The sequence below is a fragment of the Streptomyces sp. NPDC048370 genome (assembly GCF_043200825.1).
Lineage (GTDB): Bacteria > Actinomycetota > Actinomycetes > Streptomycetales > Streptomycetaceae > Streptomyces.
Genome location: NZ_JBICYI010000019.1, coordinates 66,527 through 90,997 on the forward strand (window position 1 = coordinate 66,527; position 24,471 = coordinate 90,997).

Genomic DNA, 24,471 nt, shown 5'->3' on the forward strand with positions numbered 1-24,471 from the left:
CGGCGCCCCCGCATAAGTCCGGCCGGGCCTTGTGTTGTTCTTCCGCGGCTTGTCAGTGCGGCCGGCGCGGCGGCTCCGTGCAGAAATGGCCGCCGAGGTGCGCGGCCGCCGGGTCGTCCTCCTTCGGCAGTCCCTGCTCGGCGACGAGCCGTTCGGCGTACGGCTCCGAGTCGTCCTGGGGCTCGTAGCCGAGCGCCCGCGCCGAGGAGAGGTCCCACCACAGCCGGGTGTTGGCGGAGGAGCCGTACACCACGGTGTGTCCCACGCCCTCGGCGGTGAGGGTCGCGTGCAGCAGACGGGCGCAGTCGGCCGGGCTCAGCCACATCGACAGCATCCGCACCGAGGTCGGCTCGGGGAAGCAGGAGCCGATCCGTACGGAGACGGTCTCCAGGCCGTACTTGTCCCAGTAGTACTGCGCCAGGTCCTCGCCGAAGCACTTGGACAGGCCGTAGAAGGTGTCCGGGCGGTGCGGGGTGTCCACGGGGATGACCGGGTCGTCCTCGCGCGGCCGTGGGGTGAAGCCGACGGCGTGGTTGCTGGAGGCGAAGACGATCCGGCCCACCCCCTCCTCGCGGGCGGCCTCGTAGACGTGGTGCAGGCCGGTGATGTTGGCGGCCACGATCGCGTCGAAGTCGGCCTCCAGGGAGATCCCGGCGAGATGGACGATCGCGTCGACGCCCCGGACGGCCTCGCGCAGCGCCTCGCGGTCGGCGAGGTCGGCGACGATCGCGTCCGGCGCGCCCTCGACGGGCGCCATGTCGAGCAGCCGGAGTTCGTAGCCGTACGCGGGCAGCCGCGCGCGCATCAGCGTGCCGACGCCGCCGGCGGCGCCGGTGAGCAGGACGGTGCGGGGGGTGGGCATCGGAGGTCTCCGTCCGTGGATCGCATTCACAACCGTGGACACGGTAGGGAGGGCGGTCGTCGAGCGTCAAGAGCGCGCACAGGCCGTCAAGAACGCACAGGCGAGCCGGGTTTGCTCCTTGACCGGCGCTTCGCGGCTGCTCTAGCGTTGAGGTGTTCAAGAATATGGACGATAATCAGAACTGTGCACGACGGTGCACGACGGACTTCTCTGGGAGCGCCCGTGACCACAGCCCCGCTCGCCGAACGGCTCGACGGCCTGCTGTTCTTCCCCGTCACCGCCTTCGCCCCGGACGGCACCGTCGACCTCGACCTCTTCCGCGCCCATGTACGCGGAGGCATCGAGGCGGGCGCCGCCGCGGTCTTCGCCTGTTGCGGAACGGGCGAGTTCCACGCCCTGACCCCCGAGGAGTTCCGCGACTGCGTCGCCGCCGCCGTCGAGGAGTCCGCGGGACGCGTCCCCGTCGTCGCCGGGGCGGGCTACGGCACGGCGCTCGCGATCCGGTACGCGCGGCTCGCCGAGGAGGCCGGCGCGGACGGGCTCCTCGCCATGCCCCCGTACCTCGTCGTCGCCGACCAGGCGGGACTCCTGCGGCACTACACCGAACTCGCCGCCGCCACCTCGCTCGACGTCGTCGTCTACCAGCGGGACAACGCCGTCCTCACCCCCGAGACCGCCGTCGCCCTCGCCCGAGCCGAGGGGATCATCGGCCTCAAGGACGGCCTCGGCGACCTCGACCTGATGCAGCGGATCGTCAGCGCCGTCCGCGCCGAGGGCCTCGACCTGCTCTACTTCAACGGCCTGCCGACCGCCGAACTCACCGGACTCGCCTACCGGGGCATCGGCGTCACCCTCTACTCCTCCGCCGTCTTCTGCTTCGCCCCCGACATCGCCCTCGCCTTCCACCACGCCCTCACGACCGGCGACGACGCGACCGTGGAACGGCTCATCGACGGCTTCTACCGGCCCCTCGTCGAACTGCGCGCCCAGGGACGCGGCTACGCGGTCTCGCTCGTCAAGGCGGCGGTACGGATGGGCGGCCTGGACGTCGGCGAGGTCCGCCCGCCGCTCAGCGAGCCCGCCCCCGAGCACCTGAAGGAGCTCGCCACGATCATCGAGCGCGGACGCGCGCTGCTGGGCGGTGACGCGTGAGGGCCGGAGCCTTCGTCTACCCGTGGGACGTCGTCGGCGACCCGGCGGCGCCCGGGCTGCTCGCCGACCTCGGTCTCGCGAGCGTCACCCTCGCCTCCGCGTACCACTCCACGCGCGCGTTGACCCCCCGACACCCCGCGCACCGGATCGTCACCGCCGAGCACGCGGCCGTCCTCTACCCGCCCGACCCCGCCCGCTGGTCGGGCCGGGCCCTGCGGCCGTACGAGGCCGGGGAGTGGGCGCCGGGCGACGCGTACGGCGAGGCGGCAGGGGCGCTCACGGACGCGGGCCTCGCGGTGCACACCTGGGTCGTCCTCGCCCACAACTCCCGCCTGGGCGCGGAGCGTCCGGAGACCTCGGTCGTCAACGCCTACGGCGACCGCTACCCCTGGGCGCCCTGCATCGCTCAACCCGACGTCCGGGCCTACCTCGTGGACCTCGCGGCCGAGGCGGCGGTACGGACGGGGGCGGCCGGCACCGAGCTGGAGTCCTGCGGCTGGTACGGCCTCGCCCACCTGCACGCCCACGACAAGACCGCGGGGGTCCCGCTCGGGGACCGCGCGCAGTACCTGATGTCCCTCTGCTTCTGCCCCTCCTGCCGACGGGGGTACGAGGACGGCGGCGTCGACCCCGACGCGCTGGGGGCGGCGGTGCGCGGGGCGCTGGAGCCGGTGTGGGCGGGCGGGCCCGTCGGGGAGGTCGGTGCCTTCGGGGAGCTCGGCGCCTTCGAGGAGCCGGTGCTCGCCTGGCGTACCCGGACCGCCCGCGCGCTCCAGGAGTCCGCCGTGGCCGCCGTCCGCGCGGCCGCCCCGCCCGGCTTCCGGGTCCTGCTCCACGCCGACCCGGTGCCGTACCGCTGCGGCGCCGATGTGGGCACCGACCCGGGGCACGTGCTCGCGGTCGCGGACGGCGTCGTCACCCCGGCGGCATCCGTGGGCCCCTTCGGCCGCGCGGCCCGCCCGGAGACCGTCCTCGCGGCCAACTTCGGTGTGGTGACGGGGATGGGCGGTTCCCCCGGCACGCTCGCCGAGGACGCCGAGCGGGCGGCGGCGGACGGCGCCACCGAACTCCGCCTCTACCACGCGGGGTTGGCCTCCGACGCCGACCTGGCCTCGGTCGCGGACGCCCTGCGCGCGCTGGGCTGAGGCGATTGCCGCGCCGGGGCGGGCGCCTCGAAGGGCGGCCGTCTCAGGCGTCAGGCGTCCGCCCCGACCCGTGTCCCGGCGACGGCGGCGGTCCTGCGGGTCGCCAGGACGACCGCCCCCGCAAGCCCCGCCGCCGTCAGGAGCGGCAGCAGGACCCGGAGGTCGACGAGGGCGACAAGGCCCGCGCCCGCCGCCAGGGCGACCGCGTTCGGGACGAAGAGGAGGGTGTGCGCCGTCGCGGCCGTGCGGCCCACGGCCTCCGCGGGGGCCTCCCGCTGGACCGCCGTCATCGCGGCGACCAGGACGAGCGGCAGACCCACCCCGATCACCGCGCTCGCCACCAGCGCCACGCCGTCGTGCGGGACGGCGCGGGCGCCCGCGGCCAGGGCGAAGAGGGCAAGACCGGCGGCGGCCACCGTCCGTCCCGTCACCCGGCGCAGCAAGGACCCCGCCGTCAGGCCCGCGACGACCGAGCCCGCGCCCTGGACCGCGTACAGCACGCCCGTGTACGCGGGGGAGTGGCCGAGGCCCCGGTCGACGACGGCGTAGATCGCGGCCCCGTTGACCCCGGCGAGCAGCATGGTGAACGAGCCCGTCAGGACCAGCGGGCGCAGCACCGGTGAGGCGCGGATGGTGCGCAGGCCCTCCCCGGTGTCGCGCAGCCAGTGCGCCGAGGCCGGGCGGGCCGGCTTCTCCTCCCGTACCCGCATCAGCGCGAACACCCCGGCCGCGAGCGCGAACGTCGCCGCGTCGAGCAGCGCCACGGGCCCCGCGCCGTACCGTGCGAAGAGACCGGCCGCGAGCAGCGGGGCGACCAGCTTCACGCTCTCGTTGACCGTCATACGCAGCCCGTTGAAGTCCCCGAGCAGCCGCTTGTCGACCGCGCTCGCGGCCAGCGCGACCTCCGCCGCCTCGTGGACGGTGCCCTGGATCCCGTACAGCACGAGCACCGCGAACAGCAGCCACACCCGCTCCGCCGAGTCGACCCAGAGCAGCGTCGGCAGCAGCGCCGCCATCGCCACGTTCGACCACACCATCAGGGGCCGGCGCCGCATCCGGTCGGCCACCGTGCCGAGCAGCGGACCGACGAGCGCGGGCGCCCACAGGGCGAACACGGTCAGCGCCGCCAGACTGTCCGAGCCGGTCAGGGACTTGACCCAGATCCCCGACGCCAGCCACATCGCCGTGGTGCCGAAGCCCGACACCAGTACGCCCGTCAGATAAAGCCCCGCTGTCCACTTCATGGCGGCAGCCTGGCCCCTGAGGTGGCCGGACCGGATCGGGCAGATTCCCTAGAGTCGCCTCAGGGTCCGCCGGAGGACAGCGCCTAGGCCGTGGCCTGCTTCCGGATGCGGTTCTCGTACCGGAGGGCCGCGCCCGTCGCCAGCGCGCCCAGGCCCTCCCACAGGCCCACCCCGAGGAAGCCGGCCGGCGCCCGGCCCGAGACGACCGCGAGGGTGAAGACGGCGCAGGTCAGGAGCCGGAACGGGACCGTCCAGCGGAAGAAGGCCTTCCAGTCGGCGAGCGCGGCCAGGATGTAGTACACGCCCATATTGAGTGCGGCCATCGAGGACGCGGTGAGGAAGACGAGGGTGTGGTCCCCGTCCGCGCGGCTGCCGTCGGCCATGGGCTCGAAGCCCATGGTGGTGAGCATGGTGTCCGGGGACACCAGACCCACCACCCCCATCGACGCGGCGAGCAGCCCGAAGACCGCCATGGTCCAGCCGGACAGGGAACGGGGCAGGCGCACGGCGGTCCTCCGCTTTCTCGCAAGTGTGTGCCCCGCGAGGCTACTTCAGCGCCGCCTTCATCATTTTCTGGGCCACCGGAGCCGCGAGACCGTTGCCGCTGACCTCCGAGCGGGCGGCGCCCGAGTCCTCGATCAGCACGGCCACTGCGACCTCCTTGCCGGTGTCCGCGTCCTTCGCGTACGACGTGAACCAGGCGTACGGCGTCTTGCTGTTGTTCTCGCCGTGCTGTGCCGTACCGGTCTTGCCGCCCACCTCCGCGCCGGAGATCGCCGCGTTCGTGCCCGTGCCCTTGTCGACCACGGTCACCATCGCGCTGCGCAGCTGCTCCGCCGTCGAGGAGGAGACGATCCGCTCCGTCTGCCCGTCCTCGAAGGATTCGAGGGAGTCGCCGTCGGAGTCCACGACCTGCGAGACCATGTGCGGCGCGGCCATGAGTCCATCGTTGGCAATCGCCGCGGACACCATGGCGATCTGCAGCGGGGTCGCCGTCACATCGAACTGACCGATCCCGGTCAGCGCCGTCTGCGCCTTGTCCATGTCGGACGGATACACACTCGGGTAGGCGCGTACGGGGACGTCCTGCTCCTTGTCGTTGAAGCCGAACTTCTCCGCCATCGCCTTCACCTTGTCCTGGCCGAGGTCGACCGCGATCTTGGCGAAGACGTTGTTGCAGGAGTACTGCAGCGCGGTGCGGATGGTGGCGTTCTCGCAGGGCGCGGAGGGGTTCTCGTTCTCCAGGTGGCGGGTGGAACCGGGCAGCTTGTACGGGTTCGGGCTCTTCGTCGCCGTGTCGACGGAGTCGTAGAGCCCGTTCTCGAGCGCCGCCGCGGCGACGACCAGCTTGAACGTCGAGCCGGGCGGCAGCGGCTGCCGCAGCGCGCGGTTGACCAGAGGCTTGTCCTCGTCCTCGGTCAGCTGCTTCCAGGTGGAGCCGTCGGTCAGACCGGCGATCGCGGACGGGTCGTACGAGGGGGTCGAGACCATTCCCAGGATCCGGCCGGTCTTCGGGTCGATGGCGACGGCCGCGCCCTTCTTCGAGCCGAGCGCCTGGTACGCGGCCTTCTGCACGGCCGGGTCGATCGTCGTGACCACGTCACCGGGTTCCTGCTGCTTGCCGGTGAGGGCGTCGAGCGGGTTCTTCAGCCGGGTGTCGGTGCCGTCCAGGACGTCGGAGTAGATGCCCTCCAGCTGGTTGGCGCCGTACGCCTGTGAGCTGTAGCCGGTGACGGCCGCGTAGAGCGCGCCGTCGGTGTAGTCGCGCTTGTACGCGAGATCGCCACCCTCCGTCCTCTTCGAGCCCGTGACCGGCGAACCGGCCACGATGATGTTCCCGAGCGGCTGCGCGTACTGCGCGATCACGTTCCGCCGGTTCTTCTTGTCGTCCGCGAGGGCCTTGCCTTCGTACGCCTGCACCCAGGTCGCCCGGCCCAGCAGGGCGAGCACCAGGAGCAGCGAGAAGACGGAGGCGCGCCTGATCGTCTTGTTCATCCCATATGCGGGACGAGTGGAAGGCGGCATTCCGTTCCGGGTGTGTCCCGTTTCTCAGGAAACGTTCATGCGGGGGCGGCCCGGGGGTGACCGGCGCCACTCCGTCACGGCGTCCTGACCTCAGCGCGTCCCGACGAAGCCCGACTCGTACGCCAGGATCACCGCCTGCGTACGGTCCCGGGCGCCCGTCTTCGCCAGGACGGCCGCCACATGGGTCTTCACCGTCGCCGGGCCGACGCCCATCCGACCGGCGATCTCCGCGTTCGTCAGGCCCGTCGCCACCAGGCGCAGCACCTCCGCCTCCCGCTCGGTCAGCCGGCCCACCCACGGCGGCGCCGCCGGGGGCCTGCGGCGGGCGTGCTCGGCGGCCAGGCCCCGTACCGCGGCCGGGTAGAGCAGCGAGTCGCTGCGCGCGACCAGCCGGACCGCGTCGACCAGCTCGTCCGCGCCGGCCCGCTTGAGCAGGAAGCCGGCCGCGCCCACCCGCAGCGCGTCGTAGACGTACGCGTCGTTCTCGAAGGTCGTCACCACCACGATCCGCGGCGGCTCCGCCATCCCCGCGAGGATCTGCTCGGTCGCCCGGATCCCGTCGATCTCCGGCATCCGCACGTCCATCAGGACCACGTCCGGCCGCGCCTGGCGGACCACCGACACCGCCTCGGCCCCGGTCGACGCCTCGCCCACCACCTCCAGATCCGGCTCGGCGTCCAGGATGACCCGCAGGGCGGTCCGCACCATCCGCTCGTCGTCCGCGAGCACCACCCGGATCACCGGCCACCGCCCGCCCGCGCGGGGCCGAGCGGCAGCCGCACCGTGAGGCACCAGGCCCCGCCCAGCGGGCCCGCCGAGGACGTGCCGCCGAGCAGGCGGGCGCGTTCGCCGATACCGCGCAGGCCGCGGCCGCCGCCGGGGCGGGTCACCGGGGCGCGGTCGGGCAGAGGGTTCTCCATCGTGATCTCCAACTCGTCGTCGTCCAGCGCGATCCGCGCCGTCACACGCTCCCCGCCCGCGTACCGGGCCGCGTTCGTCAGGCCCTCCTGCACGATCCGGTACGCCTCCCTCGACACCGCGTCCGGCACCCGGTCGAGCGCCCCTGCCACCGTCAGCTCCACGTGCCGCCCGGCGCCCCGCACCAGCGCGTCCAGGGCGTCGAGCCGGGGCGCGGGCAGCTCGCCGTCGTCCTCGCCGTCGCGCAACAGGCCGAGGACCGAGTCGAGTTCGCCGACCGTGCGCCGGGTCGTCTCCTCGATCGCGGCCAGCGCCTCCCGTACGAACTCCACGTCGGTGTCCAGGACCCGGCGCGCCGCGCTCGCCTGGAGCGTGACCGCGCTCAGCGCGTGGCCGACGGAGTCGTGCAGCTCGCGGGCGAGCCGGTTGCGCACGGCCAGCTCGGCGGCGCGCCGCTCGGCCGCCGCGAGGCGGTCCGCCGGGCTCGGCCCGAGCAGCCGGGGCGCCTGCCGGGCGAGGAGAGCCCCCGCGCCCGCCGCGACGGCGGCGAGCGCGAGCAGCATGAGGAGCCCCGCGGGCACCCCCGCCCACGGGAGCCACGACCGGTGCAGGCCCCAGTGCGCGGTCAGCTCCGACCTCTGCAGCGACGCCGAGAACGGCAGGGCCATCACGGTGACCGCGAACGGAGGCAGGGCCAGCGAAGCCCCGCTGATCAGCGCACCGATCCCCAGGTGGAGCGTGAACCAGCCCGCCGTGCGCGCTTTCGCGCTCCGCCCCCGGGCCGGTCCGTCCGCGAGCCCGTCGCCCGCGACCCCGCAGAGCGCCCGCGCCGCCGCCACCGACATCGGCCGGGTCAGCGGGAAGAGCGAGGTGATCGCGGCGAGCGGCAGGCCGACCGCGTACGCCCCGAACTGCATGGTCAGGCTCGCGTCGAACATCGACCGCCCGCCGAGGAGCCATCCCACGACCACAGTACCGACCAGCCAGTACGGCATGAACAGGGCGCCGCCCAGGATCAGATGCACCCAGCGGAGCCGGGCCCGCTGCCCCAGGAACAGCCCGAGCGGACGCCTCACGCGCTCGCGCTCCGACGGCGCAGGAAGGCGGCCAGGCAGCCGGCCAGCAGAAACCCGGTGATCATTTCCCCAGCGTAGGTCAGCTGTGCGAGACGGGTGAACGCCTTGGCCGGATCGGTGTCCGGCATGAACGACACCAGCGTCATGTACGCGCCCCAGCACCCCGCCGCGCCCGAGCCGACCCAGGCAAGTCCCAGGGCCGTACGGAGCGACAGCGACCGGGCCCGCCCGAAGACAAGCAGCAGCACGGTGACCACGGCGACGGCGAAGAACAGGGTGCGCATCCACTCCAGAACGTAGAAGTCGCCGGTGCGCCGGGTGATCTCCTGCGCCGAGAGGCCACGCGTCGAACCGAGCCCCCACATCAGATGGACGGCCATGGGCGCCAGGGCGAGCAGCGAGGCCACGACGGCGGTGACGCGTGCACCCGTGCCGCAGAGCCGAGCGGGCAGGTCGCCCAGGGTGCCGCGCCAGACATGGCCCCAGCGGTCACGGGCGTAGAGGACGAAGAGGGTGCCGAGGGCGAGCCCCTGGAGGATGAAGCCGGCGTAGACGACCCCGAAGACCCATTCGTCGAGGAACGGTTCGCGCGGAGCGGCCGTGGGGTCCGGGGTGCTGAGGAGTCCGATGACGATCTGGGTCGGGAAGCCGACCATGATCGGGGCGAGCAGGCCGCTCGCCGCCCACATCGGGAAGGCGAGCAGCCAGGCCGGCACACGCCGCCCCCACGGCTGGGTCAGCAGCAGGACGAGGACCACGACCACCGCGTCCATCACCGCCGAGACGGTGTTGGCGGCGGCCATCAGCCCCCGGTTCTCCAGGAGCACGCTCCCGGCGGGGATCCCGATCTCGCTCCCCGCCACCCAGGCGATCTTGATCGAGATGTACGGGACGCAGGCGAGGACGGCGAGGGCGCGCAGGATCCGGCGGGCGAGGCTCGGGCGGCCCGTGGGCGCCGCCGGAGCGGTGGGGCGGGGAGTGCCGGGGAGGGGGGCGTCAGGGCGGGGAGTGCCGGGGAGGGGAGCGTCAGGGCGGGGAGAGTCGGGGCGGGGAGCGGAGGTCCGTGTCATGGCTCCACGCTCCCGCGCGGGCCCCGCCCGGCACGTCCTGCCCGCCGACGAACCGCCTCCCCCTTACGGCGGAGAGGCCGGTCGTCCGAGGCGTCAGAGCCTGCGCGTCGCCAGGGTCAGGCGGTCGCGGGCGTCGAAGAGGGCGTCCTTGATCATCTGCTCGTGGCCCGGGGTGAGCCGGGCCACCGGCACCGAGCAGCTGATCGCGTCGCGCGCCGGGGTGCGGTAGGGGATCGCGATGCCGAAGCAGCGCAGCCCGAGGGTGTTCTCCTCGCGGTCCACCGCGTAGCCCTGCTCGCGGATGAGGTGCAGCTCCTCGATGAGCTTCTCGCGGTCGGTGATCGTGTGCTCGGTCAGCGGCGGCAGCGTCTCCGGGAGCATCTTGCGGACCTGCTCGTCGCTGTGGGTGGCGAGCAGCGCCTTGCCCAGGGAGGTCGAGTGGGCGGGCAGCCGACGTCCGACGCGGGTGAACGGCCGCAGGTAGTGCTGGGACTGACGGGTCGCCAGATAGACCACGTTGGTGCCGTCGAGCCGGGCGAGGTGGATGGTCTCGGTGGTGTCGTCGGAGAGTCGGTCGAGGGTGGGCCGGGCGGCGGCCACCACCTCGTCGCCGTCGATGTACGACGTCCCGACGAGCAGCGCCCGGACGCCGATGCCGTACCGCGTGCCCGTCGCGTCCGTCTCCACCCAGCCGAGCTCGACCAGGGTGCGCAGCAGCATGTACAGACTGGACTTGGGGTAACCGACGGCCTCCTGGACGGCGGCCAACGAGTGCATTCCGGGGCGCCCCGCGAAATACTCGAGCAACTCCACGGTGCGCACTGCGGACTTGACCTGGGCCCCGCCCGTGTCGGCTGTCGACATTGCCCTCACCCCTCTCCCCTGGTGCCTCTTGTGGAGTCGGCACACCCGTCAATAGAGTCCAGATTCATCTACTGGAACTCTGTTCAGAATAGCGAACGGGGCGTGAAGAGGGGCATGGCCGTGGCAGCTGAACCAGTGTGGAGTGTGGACCCCCGGACGGGGAAGCCGCGGGAACAGGTTGCGGTGGAGGCCACAGTCGAGGACGTCGACCGGGCGGTCACCGCGGCGGCCGCCACCCGCGCGGCCCTCGCCGACCGTACGGTACGGGCCGCCCTGCTCCGTACCGCGGCGGACCTCCTGGAGGAGGCCCGACCGGACGTCGTCGAGACCGCCGACGCCGAGACGGCGCTCGGTCCGGTCCGGCTCACCGGTGAACTCGCGCGCACCACTGCCCAGTTGCGGGCCTTCGCGGACGTCGTCGACGAGGGCTCCTTCCTCGACGTACGGATCGACCTGCCCGACCCCACGACCACCCCGCCCCGCCCCGACCTGCGCCGCTGGAAGATCCCGCTCGGCGTCGTCGCCGTCTACGCCGCCAGCAACTTCCCGCTCGCCTTCTCCGTCCCCGGCGGAGACACCGCCAGCGCCCTCGCGGCCGGCTGCCCCGTCGTGGTCAAGGCCCACCCCGACCACCCGGCCACCTCCGAGCTCTGCGCGGGCCTGCTCCGGCGGGCCGCGGCCAAGGTCGGTCTCCCCGAGGACGTCGTCGTCCTCGTCCACGGCTTCGACGCCGGAGTCGAGCTGGTCCGCCACCCGCTCGTCGCGGCCGCCGGCTTCACCGGCTCGGTCCGGGGCGGACGGGCGCTCTTCGACGCGGCGGCCGCCCGGCCCGTGCCCATCCCGTTCCACGGCGAGCTCGGCTCCCTCAACCCGGTCGTCGTCACCGAGGCCGCCGCCGAGGAGCGGGCCGCGGAGATCGGGGCCGGACTCGCGGGCTCCGTGACCCTGGGCCAGGGGCAGTTCTGCACCAAGCCCGGCTTCGTCCTGGCGCCCACGGGCGAGGCGGGCGACCGCTTCGTGGCCGCCCTCACGGACGCCATCGGCGAGTCCGAGCCCGGTGTGATGCTCGACCACCGGATGCGGGGCCAGTTCCTCACCGGGACCTACGAGCTCGCCCGGATCGACGGCGTCACCGCGCCCGTCCACCCGGGCCCCGGCGGGCCGCACACCGTCACGGCGGGCTTCCTGACCTTCGAGGCCGAGACCCTGCTCAAGGGCGGGCACGGCTCGCTCCTGCACGAGTACTTCGGGCCCGTGACCCTGGTCGCCCGCTACGCCTCGCGGGAGGAGATCACCGCGGTCCTCGCCCTGCTCCCCGGCAACCTCACCGCCACGCTCCAGATGGCCGAGGAGGACCCCGAGGCCGCCTCCCTGCTCGCCGAACTGACCCCGCTGGCGGGCCGCGTGCTCGTCAACGGCTGGCCGACGGGCGTGGCGGTGGCGGCGGCGCAGCACCACGGCGGTCCCTACCCGGCCACCACCTCCACGTCCACCTCGGTCGGCGCGACCGCGATCGAACGCTGGCTGCGCCCGGTCACCTACCAGTCGACCCCGCAGCACCTGCTCCCGCCGGAGCTGCGCGACGGCAACCCGCTGGGGCTGCCGCGCCGCTGAGGAACGGGTCGCCGGGGGTGCCGGGGGTCCGGCTCACACCCGCACCACGATCTTGCCCGTGTGCGTGTTGGACTCCATCAGCCGATGGGCGTCGGTGATCCGCTCCAGACCCTCGAAGGTCTCGGCGATCACCGGCGCCAGCGAGCCGTCGCGCAGACCCGAGCCGATGAACCCGGCCATCCGGCGCCGCCCCTCCTCCGTGCGCACCACCGCGCCGTTGGCGTAACCCCGCACGGTGAGCGGCCAGTTCATCGACAGCGTGGCCGGCCGGTGGTCGAGCCAGCCGTACAGCACCGCCGTACCGTCCGGCTCCAGGGCGTTCCCGAGCTCCGCGAAGCCCGGCCCGCCGATCGCGTCGAACACGACCCGCGCGCCCCGGCCCCCGGTGAAGCGCCGGACCTCCTTCACGACGTCCTCGCTCCCGGTCGTGATCACCCGCGCAGCGCCCAGGTCGAGCAGCCGCTGTCGCTTGCCCTCGCCGCGCGTCGTGGCGATCGGCACCGCTCCGGTCCGCAGCGCCACCTGGATCGCGGCCGTCCCGACCCCGCTGGACGCCCCCGTGATCACCACCGGGTCACCGGGGCGCAGCCCGCCCGCCTCGACCATGCCGCCGTACGCGGTCGAGTACGTCAGCCACGAGGCGGCGGCGGTCACCGCGTCCACGCCCTCGGGCCTCGGCACCAGGTACTCCTCGGGCAGCACCACGCGCTCCGCGTGCACCCCGTGGACCCCGAAGTCGAAGTTGGCGGCCGCCATGACCGGGTCACCGACGGCGTACGCGGTCACGCCCGCGCCGACCGCCTCGACCACGCCCGCCGCCTCGTAGCCGAGCCGGGAGCCGGGGAGCGTGGGCCGGTAGTAGTAGGTGCCCGCGCGGAACAGGGCCTCGGCGCGGTTGAGGCCGATCGCCTCGACCCGCAGGAGCACCTCGCCCGGTCCTGGCGCGGGCAGCGGGACCTCCTCCACCCTCAGGACCTCCGGTCCGCCGAGCTCGTGGAACAGCACCGCGCGTGTCATCTGTCGATTCGTCATGGCATCGACCGTAGGCAGGCGGGGTGAGACGAACCATGTTTCAGAACCTCCGCACCATGTCCGCGCGTATCGCAGTACGGTGCGGGCCATGGACGTACTCAGCGATGCCGTGGCGGCGATGCGCACCGGGCGCCCGCACTCCTCCCGTACCGTCAACTCCGGCTCGTGGGGCGTCCGTTTCCCGCCGGGGCCCGGCGCGGGCTTCCATGTGGTGGTCCAGGGCACGGCCTGGCTCATCCCGCCGGACGCCGGGACCGCTGCGGCCGACCCCGTCAGTCCCGTCTGTCCCGTCGAACCCGTCGAACCCGTCCGGCTCCGGCCCGGGGACGTGGTGCTGCTCGCGCACGGCACCGGTCACGGGCTCGCCGGCAGCCCCGACGCCCCGCTCGTGGACGCCGTGCGGGCCCCCGACGGCTCCTGGCCCACGCCGCCGAACCGCGAGCCCGTCGGCGGTGACGAGACCCTGCTGCTCTGCGGCGCGTACCAGGTGAGCAGGGCCAGGGCGCATCCCCTCTTCACCGAGCTGCCGCCGTTCGTGCACATCCCGGCCCGGGTCGGCGCCCACCCCCGGCTTCGCGCGGCGGTCGACCTGCTCGGTACCGAACTCGCCGACCCGCAGCCGGGATCCGACGCGCTCGTGCCCGCCCTGCTCGACACGCTGCTCCTGCTGATGCTGCGCACCTGGTGGCTGACCGAGCGCCCGGACCGGAGCACCGGCTGGTCCGCAGCCCTGAGCGACCCGGTCGTGACCGCCGCACTCCGCGCGATCCACGCGGACCCGGCCAGGCCCTGGACGGTGGAGGAGCTCGGCGCCGAGGGCGGCCTCTCGCGGGCCGCCTTCGCCCGCCGCTTCACCCAGCTGGTGGGCCGGCCGCCGCTCGCGTACCTGACGTGGTGGCGCATGACGACGGCCGGGCGGCTGCTCCGCGCGGACGACACCCCGCTTCGTACGGTGGCCCAACGATCCGGCTACGCCTCGGAGTTCGCCTTCGCCAAGGCGTTCAAGCGGGAGTACGGGATGGCGCCGGGACGGTACCGCAAGGGGGCGTAGGGCGGCCGCTCCGGCGGAGGCCTCCCGCCGGGCGCCACCCCGGGCCCGGGCTCGCAACCACCGCCGGGCCGCGCGCGTCCCCGTTGTCATGATCAGAACCGCGACGCCCGATGACCTCGACGCCATAGCCGCCCTGCACCTGGAGGCCCGCTCCACGTACTACAGCGGCCACCTCCCCGACACCGAGTTCGCAGGACCCGAGGAGCTCGCCCGCTCCCGGGAGGGGTGGAGCAGGGCCGTGGACCGGGGCGACGTGCTCGTGGCCGAGCGGGACGGCGAGCCGGCCGGTGTCGCCGCGTACAGCAGGGGCGAGGGTACGGTCACGCTCACGCAGCTCCACGTCCGCCCCGCCCACTGGCGCCGGGGCGTCGGCACCGAGCTGCACACGGCCTGCCTGGACGTCTGGCGCGCGGAGGGCATCACCGAGGCCCGCCTGCTGGTCTTCGAGAAGAACGAGCGGGCCCGGGCCTTCTACACCGCCCACGCCTGGACCCCCGACCCCGACACCCCCCGCTCCGGCACCCACCTCGTGCTCCGCCTCACACTGGCGCCCGGAGCGGAATGAATCCGGCGGGGGTGGGCGTTCCCGCCCTCGGTACACCCCGAACGAACCCGGAGAGAAGCAAGAACATGCGCGTCGAGATCTGGAGCGACATCGCCTGCCCGTGGTGCTACATCGGCAAGGCCCGCTTCGAGAAGGGGCTCGCGGCATTCGCCCACCGCGACGAGATCGAGGTCGTGCACCGCTCCTTCGAGCTCGACCCGAACCGGGCCAAGGGCGACACCGGGCCGGTGCTCGACATGCTGGCGAAGAAGTACGGCCGGACCCTGGACGAGGCCCGCGCCATGGAGGCCCACGTCGCCTCCAACGCGCACTCCGAGGGGCTCGGCTACCGCACCGAGGGCCGCGACCACGGCAACACCTTCGACATCCACCGCCTGCTCCACCTCGCCAAGGAGCGCGGCCGGCAGAACGAGCTGCTCGACCTCGCCTACCGCGCCAACTTCGCCGAGGAGCGGTCCGTCTTCGACGCCGAGACGCTCGTCCGGCTCGGGGTCGAGGCCGGCCTCGACGAGACCGAGGTCCGGGCCGTGCTCGCCGACGAGACCGCGTACGCGCAGGCGGTACGGGAGGACGAGCGCGAGGCGGCCGAACTGGGCGCGAACGGCGTCCCGTTCTTCGTCCTCGACCGCCGCTACGGCATCTCCGGCGGCCAGCCCGCCGAGGTCTTCACGCAGGCCCTGGAGCAGGCCTGGCAGGGCCGGACGGTCCTCCAGCCGGTCGGCGCCGACGCCGACACGACGGCTCCGGCCTGCGACGTGGACGGCAACTGCTAGGTCGCGTCCGGAAAGTCTGGCCTGGCTCGCGACGCCCGGCACGCACTCCCCCGTAGCCCTTCGGGCACGGGAGGTGCCCCCACGCCGCGTTGCCGAAATGCCCACGTAGCTCCGCTACGAGAGCATCCCGGCGCCTTGCGATCGCACGCACCGGACGCCGCGAGCCCCGCCCTTCGGGCGGACGACCATACTTTCCGGACACTCCCTAGGGCCTCTCGTCGAGAGACCCTGGAGCCGCGTACGCCTCGGACCTGGGCTTATAAGCGCCGGTTGGGGCTTCCCCATGATCATTCGCCATTGACGAGGGAGCGGGGGAAGCCCAGGCTGGTCCCATGGATGCCACGCATGTCACGCAGGTCACGGATGTCATGGAACCCCTCGGCGGAGCCGAGTTCGCGCCCCGGGGGACGTATCTCAACACCTCCACGTGCGCGCTGCTCCCGCGCCGTACCGTCGAGGCCGTCGCCCTGCTCTGCGAGGAGGTCGCGGCGGGTAACCCGGACGGCTCCGGCAGCTTCGACACCGTCGACGAGGCCCGCGCCGCCTTCGCCCGGCTCACGGCCGTCCACCCGGACCGGGTCGCCGTCGGCAGCTCCGTCTCCGTCCACGTCGGCATGATCGCGCAGTCGATGCCCGCGGGCGCCGAGATCCTCTTCCCCGAGGGCGACTTCTCCTCCCTGATCACGCCGTTCACGGTGCGCGGCGACCTCAGGACGCGCTTCGTGCCGCTGGAGCGGCTCGCGGAGTCCGTCGGCCCCGACACCGCGCTCGTCGCCTTCTCGTCCGTGCAGTCGGCGGACGGCCGGACGGTGGACTTCGCGGCGGTACGGGCCGCGGCGGCCGCCCACGGCGCCCGTACGCTCCTCGACGCCACCCAGTCGGCGGGCTGGCTGCCGCTGCGCGCGGGGGAGTGGGACTACACGGTGGCCGGCGGCTACAAGTTCCTGCTCTGCCCGCGCGGGGCATCCTTCCTCACCGTCACGGAGGAGGCGCAGGAGTCGCTGACGGCGATCCACGCGGGCTGGGTCACGGGCGAGGAGCTGTGGGCCAACACCTACGGTCCCGTGCGCGAACTGGCCCGCTCCGCACGGCGGTTCGACGAACCCCCGGCCTTCCTCTCGTACCACGGCGCGGCCCGCTCGCTCGCGCTGCTCGAAGAGATCGGCATCGAGCGGATCGAGGCCCACAACAAGGCCCTCGCCGCCCGCTTCCGGGCCGGGCTCGTGGAGCTCGGCCACGCCCCCGTGCCGGACGTCTCCGGCGTGGTGGGCGTCCCCGGCCTCGGCGACCGGCTGCCCGACCTGCGGGCCGCGGACGTCCTGATGTCCGCCCGCGCGGGCAACCTGCGGGCGTCCTTCCACCTCTACAACGGCCCGGCGGACGTCGACCGCGCCCTGGAGGTCCTGGCGGGCTGAGACGCGGCTCGGGGGGAGGGGACCCGTTCGGCCCCCTCCCCCCGCATCAGCCCCGGCCTCAGCCCCAGCCTCAGCCCCGGCCCGGCCCTCAGCGCACCGGCGTGAAGTCCCGCGCCCCGATGAACTCAGGCCGCCGCACCGGCGCCGCGAACGGCTCCACCGCCGCGTTCTCCACGCTGTTGAAGACGATGAAGACGTTGCTGCGCGGATACGGCGTGATGTTGTCGCCCGAGCCGTGCATCGCGTTGCAGTCGAACCAGGTCGCCGAGCCCGCCCGGCCCTTGAAGAGCCGGATGCCGTGCGCGTCCGCGAGCGAGGTCAGCGCCTCGTCCGACGGGGTGCCCGCGTCCTGCATCTGCAACGAGCGCTTGTAGTTGTCCTGCGGCGTCGCGCCCGCGCAGCCGAGGAACGTCCGGTGCGAGCCCGGCATGATCATCAGGCCGCCGTTGGTGTCGTGGTTCTCGGTCAGCGCGATCGACACCGAGACCGTGCGCATGCGCGGCAGCCCGTCCTCCGCGTGCCAGGTCTCGAAGTCCGAGTGCCAGTAGAACCCGGAGGCGCCGAAGCCCGGCTTCACGTTGATCCGCGACTGGTGGACGTACACGTCCGAGCCGAGGATCTCGCGGGCCCGGCCCACCACCCGCTCGTCCCGGACCAGGCCGGCGAAGATCTCGCTGATCCGGTGCACCTCGAAGACGGACCGTACGGTCGCCGACCGCGACTCGACGATCGCCCGCGGATCGGACCGTACGGCGGGATCGGCGACCAGCCGGTCCAGCTCGCGTCGGTACACGGCGACCTCGTCGTCGGCCAGCAGTTCCGGCTCGACGAGGAAGCCGTCCCGGTCGTACGACTCGAGGCCCGGGGCGTCGCCCCACACCACCGGGTCCCGGCGGGGCGTGAGCACCTCGGAGGTGCCTCGGGTCGGGTACAGGTCGGTCAGGACGTCCGTCATGATCAGCCCTCCTCCGTCAGCAGGGGGTAGACCCCGTTCGCGTCGTGGTCCTCGCGCCCGGTGACCGGGGGGTTGAAGACGCAGACGCAGCGGAAGTCGGTCTTGGGACGCAGGGTGTGCCGCTCGTGGCCGTCGAGCAGGTACATCGTGCCCGGCGCGATCCAGTGCGTCTCGCCGGTCTCGTCGTTCGTCAGCTCGGCCTCGCCCTCCACGCACAGGACGGCCTCGATGTGGTTGGCGTACCACATGGACGTCTCGGTGCCCGCGTAGAGCACGGTCTCGTGGAGCGAGAAGCCGACCCGCTCCTTGGCGAGGACGATCCGCTTGCTCTCCCAGGTGCCGGACCTCGCCTTCACATGGCGGTCGGTGTTCTCGATGTCCTTGAACGATCGGACGATCACGGTGCTGCAACTCCCTTGCGTCTAGCGGTGTTACGGAAGGTTCAGACGGTCTCGCGGACCGCGCGGGACAGCGTGCGCAGCCCCTCGTCCAGCTCCTCCGGGGTGATGGTCAGCGGCGGGAGGAGCTTGACGACCTGGCTCTCCGGGCCCGAGGTCTCCAGCAGGAGCCCCAGCTCGAAGGCGCGGGCGCAGACCTTCGACGCCCGGGCCCGGTCGGCGAACTCCAGACCCCACACCAGGCCCCGGCCCCGGTAGTGCGCGCCGTCGGCGGAGTTCTCCTCGCAGAGGGCGAGCAGCGCCTGCTCGACCTGCTCGCCGCGTGCCAGGGTCTGCTTCTCCATCTGGCCGTCGGCCCAGTACGTGTCGAGCGCGGCGGCGGCGGTCACGAAGGCCGGGTTGTTGCCCCGGAAGGTGCCGTTGTGCTCGCCGGGCTCCCAGACGTCCAGCTCCGGCCGGAACAGGCAGAGCGACATCGGCAGCCCGTACCCGCTGATCGACTTCGACAGCGTGACGATGTCCGGGGTGATGCCGGCCTCCTCGAAGGAGAAGAAGGCGCCGGTACGGCCGCAGCCCATCTGGATGTCGTCGACGATCAGCAGCATGTCCTGGCGCCGGCACAGATCGGCGAGCGCCCGCAGCCACTCGGCCCTGGCCACGTTGATGCCGCCCTCGCCCTGGACCGTCTCCACGATCACCGCGGCCGGCTTGTTCAGACCCGAACCCTGGTCGTCGAGCAGCCGCTCGAACCAGAGGAAGTCCGGAGTCCGCCCGTCGAGATAGTGGTCGAACGGCATCGGCGTGCCGTGCACCAGCGGAATCCCGGCCCCGGCGCGCTTGAAGGCGTTTCCGGTGACGGCGAGCGAACCGAGCGACATCCCGTGGAAGGCGTTGGTGAAGGAGACGACGGACTCGCGGCCCTTCACCTTCCGCGCCAGTTTCAGCGCGGACTCCACGGCGTTGGTCCCGGTCGGTCCCGGGAACATCACCTTGTAGGGCAGCGAGCGAGGCTTCAGCACGACCTCCTGGAAGGTCTCCAGGAAGGTCCGCTTGGCGGTGGTCGCCATGTCGAGACCGTGGGTGATCCCGTCGCGCTCCAGGTAGTCGATCAACGCCCGTTTCAGTACGGGATTGTTGTGGCCGTAATTGAGCGAGCCCGCGCCCGCGAAGAAGTCCAGGTACTCGTGCCCGTCCTCGTCGGTGAGGCGCGCGCCCTGCGCGCGGTCGAAGACGGTGGGCCAGCCGCGGCAGTAGCTGCGCACCTCCGACTCCAGGGTCTCGAAGACGCTCAGTTCGGGAGGGGTGATGGTCACAGCGAAGCTCCAGGGGTGTGGAAGGGGCTCATGCGGTACAGGACTTCGGGCTGGTGGGCGCCGTCGGCGGTGTCGGGGAACAGGCGCCCGTCGAAGAGGACCTCGCGCTCCAGGCGGAGTCCGTGCCGGGCGGCGTACGCGGTGAAGAGCCGGTCCGAGGGCGTGTTGTCGGGCGTGACGGTCGTCTCGACGGCCTCCGGGGAGACCCGGGCGGTCAGCGCGTCGAGCAGTACCCCGGCCAGGCCCCGCCCGCGGTGGGTCTCGTCGACGGCGATCTGCCAGACGACGAGGGTGCCGGGCCGGTCGGGGCGCAGGTATCCGGTGACGAAGGCGACCGGATCGCCGTCTGCGGCGCGCGCGACCAGCGAGGTGGCGGAGAAGTCGCGGCACCACAGCAAGTAGCTGTACGAGGAGTTCAGGTCCAGCGCCCGGGAATCGCGGGCGATGCGCCAGATCGCGGCTCCGTCCTCCACGCGTGGGCTTTCCAGTGTCATGGCTGCTTGTGCTGCGGTCATGGCGAGGGAATTTACCGATGGAATTCGCGGATTGCATCGGGCGGAGGGGTGTGCGGGAGATGCTCGATGTGTTATTCGCGCGGGCGTGAACCGGTGCCGTTTTGCCCGTATAAATGGGGGTGAAAAGGGCGCGATGTGGAGTCCGTCACAGCGCGTGAAATCAGCCGGAAGTACTGATGAAACCTTGGCGTTTAGGGTCCGGGAAACCGGGCAGAAGAAACGCGGAAGGTGAACTGGGAATTCGCTCGAATAATGCGTACGGAAATTGCGTGCGGAGAATGTGCGCGAATGGGTGCGTGCGGGGAATGCGCGGCGATATTTCGGCGGCGGATGGAGGGTGGCCCGGCCCCGGTCCGGGTCTAGGGGCTGTCCGGCGGATCAGGGCCGGAGAGGCCCTAGACCCACGTCTCCGTCACCGCGCGGCGGGCGGCCTCCAGGTCCACCGGGCGGCCCGTCTCCGCGAGGGCCGCGCCGAGGGCCGCCAAGGAGGACCGGACCGCGCCGGGGGTCGCGTCCACGCCGTAGTGGTTGACCCGGATCATCTCCTTCGACAGCGCTCCGCCGCCCGCGATCAGCGGCAGCGACGGGTCCGCCGCCAGCGCCTTGGCGACCAGCTCCGAGGCGTCCACGCCCTCCGGGGTGCGCAGCGTCGTCGCGACGGGGGCCGCGTCCTTCGCCTCGTGGACGTACGGCTGCAGGCCGCCGCCGAGGGCGAGCGTGCCCGCGCGGGTCGCGGCCGCGGCGGCCGCGTGACGGGCCATCAGCGCGTCGAGGCCCTCGGACTCGATCCGCTCCACGCAGGCCTCCAGGGCCAGCATCTCCAGCTGCGCCGGGGCGTGCAGCAGCGTCGTACGGCCGCCGTCGATCCAGCGCTCCTTCCAGTCCAGGAGGGAGAGGTACGAACGGCGCGGTGCCCGCGGGTTGGCGGCGAACCGCTCCCACGCCCGCTCGCTCACCGAGACCGCCGAGACGCCCGCGGGACCGCCCATCGCCTTCTGCGCGCCGATGATGCACATGTCCACGCCCCACGCGTCCGGCAGCACCGGCTCCGCGCCGATCGACGCGACCGCGTCCAGGTAGAACAGCGCGCCGTGCGCCCGCACGACCTCGCCGATCTCGGCCACCGGGTTCGTGTTGCCCGTCGCCGCCTCCGCGTGCACGAGCGAGACGAAGTCGATCTCCGGGTGCTCGGCGAGGGCACGCTCCACCTGGGTGGCCGTCACCGCCGCGTGGAAGGGCACCTCCAGGTCCACGACCGTGGCGCCGCAGTCCCGCAGCCAGTTGCCGAAGGTCTGACCGTACGGACCGGTGACGATGTTCAGCGCCGTCGAGCCCGGCCGGGCCCCGCTGCGGATGCAGCCCTCCAGCGGCAGCAGCGCCTCGCCCTGGGTGATCACCACGTCCTGCTCGGTGGAGAGCAGGGCGGCGACCCGCCGCTCGATGGACGCGAAGTGCGCGGCGGTCAGCGGGGCGAGGTCCAGCAGCGGGTGTGTCAGGGTCACGGTGGTGCCTTCTTCGAAAGGGGGTCGAGCGTCGGTTTTCAGGGTACCGAGCCGCTCCCTGGCCGCCCCGGAGCGCCGTTCCTCCTCCCGTACCCGAACCCGTACCCGAACCCGTATCCGTACCAGAATCCGCCCATCGAGCGCGTACAACCCTGACGGGGCATCCGGTGTCAAAGAGGGCGACGGACAAGGGACGGGCCCTTTCCGGACACCCCCGCAGCCGCCCGGATCCGCTCCAGCATCCAGGAGTCGCTCCATGCGCACGCACCGCTCCACGAGCAGCCTCACGCACCGCCCCACTCACCGCCTCACGCGCCGCGGGCTCGCCCTCGCGGCCGCGACCTTCCTCCTCACGGCCGGCGTGGGCCTCGTCACCGCGCCCGCCGCCCATGCCGGGGTCCCCGGCTCCACCCGCGCCGACGACCGCAACTGCGACTTCGACGGCGACGGTTACGACGACGTGCTCGTCGGCGCGCCCGGCGCGACCGTCGGTGGCAAGCGCGGCGCAGGTCTCGTCACCGTCCAGTACGGCTCGTCCCGAGGCATCGGCACCACCCGAGCCGCCGTCTTCCACCAGAACACCGCCGGTGTGCCCGGCGGCGCCGAGGCCGGCGACGCCTTCGGCCGGGCCGTCGCCACCGGCGACCTGGACGGGGACGGCTACGACGACGCGATCGTCGGCGTCCCCGGCGAGGACATCGGCACCCTGGCCGACTCCGGCGGCGCCGTGATCCTCTGGGGCTCGCCGAAGGGACTCGTCGGCACTCACAGCCAGGGCCTCGACAGTCTCCTCGGCCCCACGGCCGGGGCCCGCTTCGGCTCGGCCTTCGCCGCCGCCCGCTTCACGGCGGAGACCCCGGGCGACCAGCTGATCACCCTCGACCGCAACGGCGCGGAGCGGCACCACTTCGCCCCCGCCCCGCAGCCGGGGACGACCGCCCGCAAGGACGAGGTCACAGTGCTGGACCGCCCCTCGGCGAAGGCCGCCGAATGGCGTGACATCTCCGAACGGTCCCTCACCACCGGCGACTACGACCGCAACGGCTTCGCCGACCTCGTCATCAGCGGGGTCTCCACCGGTGCCGAACCCGGCCACGGCTGGTCCTGGTACCTCTCGGGCCAGGCGGACGAGCTCCGCTTCGAGCGTGACCTGCGCGGCGGACCGGTCGCCGCGTCGGGGGACGTCAACGGCGACGGCTACGACGACCTCGTCACCGGCGAGCCGCACAGCCCCGACGACGGCGGCGAGACGATGACCGGCGGCATGGTCGGCGTCTACCTCGGCACCCCGGCGGGACCGGCCGGCGTCGAAGGGCCCGGCACCCCGCCGCGCTGGTGGACCCAGGACTCCCCGGGCGTACCGGGCGCCTCCGAGCGCGGTGACGGCTGGGGCTCCGACCTGTCCGTGGCGGACACGAACGGCGACGGTTACGCGGACGTGGCGATCGGCGCGCCCGAGGAGGACATCGGTACGGTCGCCGACGCGGGCATGGTCACCGTCCTGCGCGGCACCCGCGCAGGACTCACCGGCACCGGCGCCCAGTCGTGGACGCAGGACTCGGCGTCCGTTCCCGGCGCGGTCGAGCGGGCCGACCGGTTCGGCGCCCAGGTCCGGCTGACCGACCCGGACGGCGACGGCCGCTTCGGTCTGCTGGCCGCCGCTCCCGGCGAGAACACCGGTGACGGGCACATCTGGGTCTTCTCGGCCGGTACGGGAGGGCTGACGGCGGCGGGCTCGTGGACGTACTCCGCCGGCTCGCTCGGCGGACCGGCCGCGGACGCCGCCTTCGGGGCCGCGATCGACGAGTAGGCCGTCTTCGATCGACGATGAAGCCGTGTTCGATCGACGAAGAAGCCGTCTTCAACGGGGCGCCCGCCCCCTCGTAGAGTGCAGACATGAGCGATCACGTGGTGCTGCATGTGAAGGGGCGGGTGCTCGTCGGCCCGGAGGACGTACGGGACGAGCTCTGGGCGGTCGACGGGCGCATCACGTACACCCGTCCGGCCGCCGAGGCGCTCACGATCGAGGGCTGGGCCCTGCCGGGCCTCGTCGACGCGCACTGCCACGTCGGCCTCGACCAGCACGGCCCGGTCGACGACGCCACCAGTGAGAAGCAGGCGCTGACCGACCGTGACGCGGGCACGCTCCTGATCCGTGACGCGGGCTCGCCGTCCGACACCCGGTGGATCGACGAGCGCGAGGACCTGCCGAAGATCATCCGGGCCGGCCGGCACATCGCCCGCACCCGCCGCTACATCCGCAACTACGCCCACGAGATCGAGCCCGAGGACCTGGTGACGTACGTGGGCCGGGAGGCCCGGCGCGGCGACGGCTGGGTCAAGCTCGTCGGCGACTGGCTCGACCGCGAGGCCGGCGATCTGGGCGCCTGCTGGCCCCGCGCCGAGGTCGAGGCGGCCATCGCGGAGGCCCACCGGCTCGGGGCCCGGGTCACCGCGCACTGCTTCGCGGAGGACTCGCTGCGGGACCTGGTGGAGGCGGGCATCGACTGCATCGAGCACGCCACCGGGCTCACCGAGGAGACCATCCCGCTCTTCGCCGAGCGGGGCGTCGCGATCGTCCCGACCCTCGTCAACATCGCCACCTTCCCCAAGCTCGCGCAAGGCGGTGAGCAGAAGTTCCCGCGCTGGTCGGCCCATATGCGACGGCTGTACGAGCGCCGGTACGACACCGTCCGCTCGGCGTACGACGCGGGCGTCCCGGTCTTCGTCGGGACGGACGCGGGCGGCTCCCTGGCCCACGGTCTGGTCGCGGCCGAGGTCGAGGAGCTGGTCACGGCCGGCATCCCGCCGATCGAGGCCCTCTCGGCGACCGCCTGGGGCGCCCGCGCCTGGCTGGGCCGCCCCTCCCTGGAGGAGGGTGCCCCCGCGGACCTCGTCGTCTACGCCGAGGACCCCCGCGCGGACGTCCGCGTGCTCGCGGCGCCGCGCAGGGTCGTCGTGAACGGGCGCGTCATCGGCTGA

22 protein-coding genes and 1 pseudogene are annotated in these 24,471 nt (G+C 73.0%); 9 read left to right on the forward strand and 14 right to left on the reverse strand.

The features are described 5' to 3' along the window. Window positions 1–52 precede the first annotated feature (52 nt). A complete protein-coding gene (locus ACGFYP_RS30935; RefSeq protein ID WP_393500585.1) occupies window positions 53–862 on the reverse strand; it encodes an NAD-dependent epimerase/dehydratase family protein in 810 nt (269 codons plus the stop codon). 222 nt (window positions 863–1,084) lie between these two features. Here ACGFYP_RS30935 and ACGFYP_RS30940 point away from each other — a divergent pair, with 222 nt between their 5' ends. Both ACGFYP_RS30940 and ACGFYP_RS30945 read left to right on the forward strand, forming a co-directional pair. Continuing rightward, on the forward strand, window positions 1,085–2,014 hold the full coding sequence (locus tag ACGFYP_RS30940) for a 5-dehydro-4-deoxyglucarate dehydratase (protein ID WP_361958582.1): 930 nt from the start codon (window positions 1,085–1,087) through the stop codon (window positions 2,012–2,014). After that, entirely contained in the window at window positions 2,011–3,159 is a 1,149-nt protein-coding gene (locus ACGFYP_RS30945; protein ID WP_393500589.1) for a hypothetical protein, read from the forward strand. Before ACGFYP_RS30940 ends, ACGFYP_RS30945 begins: the two co-directional genes overlap by 4 nt. 50 nt (window positions 3,160–3,209) lie before the next feature. Here the strand turns inward: ACGFYP_RS30945 and ACGFYP_RS30950 are convergent, their stop codons facing one another. The 7 genes from ACGFYP_RS30950 to ACGFYP_RS30980 form a co-directional block, all read right to left on the reverse strand. Further along, the gene (locus ACGFYP_RS30950) at window positions 3,210–4,403 is read right to left on the reverse strand and encodes an MFS transporter (RefSeq protein WP_393500592.1); all 1,194 of its coding nucleotides are present in this window, start codon (window positions 4,401–4,403) and stop codon (window positions 3,210–3,212) included. Window positions 4,404–4,486: 83 nt separating this feature from the next. Next, window positions 4,487–4,876 carry a hypothetical protein gene (locus ACGFYP_RS30955; protein WP_393500815.1) on the reverse strand — a complete coding sequence of 130 codons (390 nt, stop codon included), beginning with the start codon at window positions 4,874–4,876 and terminating at the stop codon, window positions 4,487–4,489. 73 nt (window positions 4,877–4,949) lie between these two features. Continuing rightward, complete coding sequence (locus ACGFYP_RS30960; protein WP_393500596.1) at window positions 4,950–6,398, reverse strand: peptidoglycan D,D-transpeptidase FtsI family protein; 1,449 nt, start codon at window positions 6,396–6,398, stop codon at window positions 4,950–4,952. Window positions 6,399–6,518: 120 nt separating this feature from the next. After that, complete coding sequence (locus tag ACGFYP_RS30965) at window positions 6,519–7,136, reverse strand: response regulator (protein WP_393500818.1); 618 nt, start codon at window positions 7,134–7,136, stop codon at window positions 6,519–6,521. 29 nt (window positions 7,137–7,165) lie between these two features. Next, window positions 7,166–8,422 (reverse strand): sensor histidine kinase, encoded by a 1,257-nt coding sequence (locus ACGFYP_RS30970; protein WP_393500599.1) that lies wholly within the window; start codon window positions 8,420–8,422, stop codon window positions 7,166–7,168. Continuing rightward, window positions 8,419–9,492, reverse strand: coding sequence for a hypothetical protein (locus tag ACGFYP_RS30975; RefSeq protein ID WP_393500602.1), 1,074 nt, complete (start codon window positions 9,490–9,492; stop codon window positions 8,419–8,421). The genes ACGFYP_RS30970 and ACGFYP_RS30975 overlap by 4 nt, the downstream gene beginning before the upstream one ends. 93 nt (window positions 9,493–9,585) lie before the next feature. After that, a complete protein-coding gene (locus tag ACGFYP_RS30980) occupies window positions 9,586–10,356 on the reverse strand; it encodes an IclR family transcriptional regulator (RefSeq protein ID WP_361958596.1) in 771 nt (256 codons plus the stop codon). Between the two features lie 114 nt (window positions 10,357–10,470). On the opposite strand from ACGFYP_RS30980, the gene ACGFYP_RS30985 reads away from it, so the two are divergent. Next, on the forward strand, window positions 10,471–11,970 hold the full coding sequence (locus tag ACGFYP_RS30985) for an aldehyde dehydrogenase (NADP(+)) (RefSeq protein WP_393500606.1): 1,500 nt from the start codon (window positions 10,471–10,473) through the stop codon (window positions 11,968–11,970). Window positions 11,971–12,003: 33 nt separating this feature from the next. On the opposite strand, the gene ACGFYP_RS30990 is transcribed toward ACGFYP_RS30985, so the two are convergent. Beyond that, window positions 12,004–13,002 (reverse strand): zinc-dependent alcohol dehydrogenase family protein, encoded by a 999-nt coding sequence (locus ACGFYP_RS30990; protein WP_393500608.1) that lies wholly within the window; start codon window positions 13,000–13,002, stop codon window positions 12,004–12,006. Between the two features lie 88 nt (window positions 13,003–13,090). Here ACGFYP_RS30990 and ACGFYP_RS30995 point away from each other — a divergent pair, with 88 nt between their 5' ends. From ACGFYP_RS30995 to ACGFYP_RS31010, 4 genes and pseudogenes are all read left to right on the forward strand, one after another. Further along, on the forward strand, window positions 13,091–14,053 hold the full coding sequence (locus tag ACGFYP_RS30995; RefSeq protein WP_393500611.1) for an AraC family transcriptional regulator: 963 nt from the start codon (window positions 13,091–13,093) through the stop codon (window positions 14,051–14,053). A gap of 64 nt (window positions 14,054–14,117) precedes the next feature. Then, window positions 14,118–14,618: pseudogene (locus tag ACGFYP_RS31000) on the forward strand (GNAT family N-acetyltransferase); the annotation flags it as partial. A gap of 65 nt (window positions 14,619–14,683) precedes the next feature. Further along, the gene (locus tag ACGFYP_RS31005) at window positions 14,684–15,391 is read left to right on the forward strand and encodes a DsbA family oxidoreductase (protein WP_393500614.1); all 708 of its coding nucleotides are present in this window, start codon (window positions 14,684–14,686) and stop codon (window positions 15,389–15,391) included. A gap of 332 nt (window positions 15,392–15,723) precedes the next feature. Beyond that, window positions 15,724–16,806: an aminotransferase class V-fold PLP-dependent enzyme gene (locus tag ACGFYP_RS31010; protein WP_393500617.1), complete on the forward strand. Its 1,083-nt coding sequence runs from the start codon at window positions 15,724–15,726 to the stop codon at window positions 16,804–16,806. An 88-nt stretch (window positions 16,807–16,894) separates the two neighbouring features. Here ACGFYP_RS31010 and thpD read toward each other — a convergent pair whose 3' ends face one another. From thpD to ACGFYP_RS31035, 5 genes are all read right to left on the reverse strand, one after another. After that, entirely contained in the window at window positions 16,895–17,761 is an 867-nt protein-coding gene (thpD, locus tag ACGFYP_RS31015) for an ectoine hydroxylase (protein ID WP_393500620.1), read from the reverse strand. 2 nt (window positions 17,762–17,763) lie between these two features. Next, entirely contained in the window at window positions 17,764–18,162 is a 399-nt protein-coding gene (locus ACGFYP_RS31020; protein ID WP_361958611.1) for an ectoine synthase, read from the reverse strand. A 41-nt stretch (window positions 18,163–18,203) separates the two neighbouring features. Beyond that, the gene (gene ectB / locus ACGFYP_RS31025) at window positions 18,204–19,472 is read right to left on the reverse strand and encodes a diaminobutyrate--2-oxoglutarate transaminase (RefSeq protein ID WP_393500624.1); all 1,269 of its coding nucleotides are present in this window, start codon (window positions 19,470–19,472) and stop codon (window positions 18,204–18,206) included. Then, window positions 19,469–19,966, reverse strand: a complete 498-nt coding sequence (gene ectA, locus ACGFYP_RS31030; RefSeq protein WP_393500627.1) for a diaminobutyrate acetyltransferase — start codon at window positions 19,964–19,966, stop codon at window positions 19,469–19,471. Before ectA ends, ectB begins: the two co-directional genes overlap by 4 nt. Before the next feature lie 416 nt (window positions 19,967–20,382). Then, window positions 20,383–21,483 (reverse strand): pyridoxal-phosphate-dependent aminotransferase family protein, encoded by a 1,101-nt coding sequence (locus ACGFYP_RS31035; RefSeq protein WP_393500821.1) that lies wholly within the window; start codon window positions 21,481–21,483, stop codon window positions 20,383–20,385. 262 nt (window positions 21,484–21,745) lie between these two features. Here ACGFYP_RS31035 and ACGFYP_RS31040 point away from each other — a divergent pair, with 262 nt between their 5' ends. Together ACGFYP_RS31040 and ACGFYP_RS31045 are read left to right on the forward strand one after the other, a co-directional pair. Beyond that, the gene (locus ACGFYP_RS31040; RefSeq protein ID WP_393500630.1) at window positions 21,746–23,299 is read left to right on the forward strand and encodes an esterase; all 1,554 of its coding nucleotides are present in this window, start codon (window positions 21,746–21,748) and stop codon (window positions 23,297–23,299) included. Window positions 23,300–23,385: 86 nt separating this feature from the next. After that, on the forward strand, window positions 23,386–24,471 hold the full coding sequence (locus ACGFYP_RS31045) for an amidohydrolase family protein (RefSeq protein ID WP_393500633.1): 1,086 nt from the start codon (window positions 23,386–23,388) through the stop codon (window positions 24,469–24,471).

What these genes read in the sequence shown, in the direction of transcription:
- ACGFYP_RS30935 (WP_393500585.1), bottom strand. Translation starts at nt 862, where the DNA reads ATGCCCACCCCCCGCACCGTCCTGCTCACCGGCGCCGCCGGCGGCGTC.
- ACGFYP_RS30950 (WP_393500592.1), bottom strand. Translation starts at nt 4,403, where the DNA reads ATGAAGTGGACAGCGGGGCTTTATCTGACGGGCGTACTGGTGTCGGGC.
- ACGFYP_RS30955 (WP_393500815.1), bottom strand. Translation starts at nt 4,876, where the DNA reads ATGGCGGTCTTCGGGCTGCTCGCCGCGTCGATGGGGGTGGTGGGTCTG.
- ACGFYP_RS30960 (WP_393500596.1), bottom strand. Translation starts at nt 6,398, where the DNA reads ATGAACAAGACGATCAGGCGCGCCTCCGTCTTCTCGCTGCTCCTGGTG.
- ACGFYP_RS30965 (WP_393500818.1), bottom strand. Translation starts at nt 7,136, where the DNA reads ATGGTGCGGACCGCCCTGCGGGTCATCCTGGACGCCGAGCCGGATCTG.
- ACGFYP_RS30975 (WP_393500602.1), bottom strand. Translation starts at nt 9,492, where the DNA reads ATGACACGGACCTCCGCTCCCCGCCCCGACTCTCCCCGCCCTGACGCT.
- ACGFYP_RS30980 (WP_361958596.1), bottom strand. Translation starts at nt 10,356, where the DNA reads ATGTCGACAGCCGACACGGGCGGGGCCCAGGTCAAGTCCGCAGTGCGC.
- ACGFYP_RS30985 (WP_393500606.1), top strand. Translation starts at nt 10,471, where the DNA reads ATGGCCGTGGCAGCTGAACCAGTGTGGAGTGTGGACCCCCGGACGGGG.
- ACGFYP_RS30990 (WP_393500608.1), bottom strand. Translation starts at nt 13,002, where the DNA reads ATGACGAATCGACAGATGACACGCGCGGTGCTGTTCCACGAGCTCGGC.
- ACGFYP_RS30995 (WP_393500611.1), top strand. Translation starts at nt 13,091, where the DNA reads ATGGACGTACTCAGCGATGCCGTGGCGGCGATGCGCACCGGGCGCCCG.
- ACGFYP_RS31005 (WP_393500614.1), top strand. Translation starts at nt 14,684, where the DNA reads ATGCGCGTCGAGATCTGGAGCGACATCGCCTGCCCGTGGTGCTACATC.
- ACGFYP_RS31010 (WP_393500617.1), top strand. Translation starts at nt 15,724, where the DNA reads ATGGATGCCACGCATGTCACGCAGGTCACGGATGTCATGGAACCCCTC.
- thpD (WP_393500620.1), bottom strand. Translation starts at nt 17,761, where the DNA reads ATGACGGACGTCCTGACCGACCTGTACCCGACCCGAGGCACCTCCGAG.
- ectA (WP_393500627.1), bottom strand. Translation starts at nt 19,966, where the DNA reads ATGACACTGGAAAGCCCACGCGTGGAGGACGGAGCCGCGATCTGGCGC.
- ACGFYP_RS31040 (WP_393500630.1), top strand. Translation starts at nt 21,746, where the DNA reads ATGCGCACGCACCGCTCCACGAGCAGCCTCACGCACCGCCCCACTCAC.
- ACGFYP_RS31045 (WP_393500633.1), top strand. Translation starts at nt 23,386, where the DNA reads ATGAGCGATCACGTGGTGCTGCATGTGAAGGGGCGGGTGCTCGTCGGC.